1 protein-coding gene is annotated in these 206 nt (G+C 58.3%); it reads left to right on the forward strand.

Going from position 1 to position 206, the window contains the following annotated elements; genetic code table 11:
* Positions 1-206, forward strand: a 206-nt coding sequence (locus MO867_RS23480) for a hypothetical protein (RefSeq protein WP_252473586.1), incomplete at both ends; no start/stop codon positions are given.

A 206-nucleotide genomic window follows, 5' to 3' on the forward strand; every position in this document is an offset into this window, starting at 1 on the left:
TGGAGGTGAAGGTCGACCGCCTGCGCGGCCGCATCGGCAACTACGGAGAGATCAACCCGATGGCCGTGGAGGCTTACGACGAAATGAAGGAGCGCCACGACACGATCAGCAAGCAGCGCGATGACATCGTGGAGGCCAAGTCGACGCTGATCAAGACGATTAAGGAGATCGAGACGACGGCAACGGTACAGTTCCTCAACGCTTTT

Origin of the sequence: Microbulbifer okhotskensis, assembly GCF_023895975.1 — a bacterium.
GTDB lineage: Bacteria > Pseudomonadota > Gammaproteobacteria > Pseudomonadales > Cellvibrionaceae > Microbulbifer > Microbulbifer okhotskensis.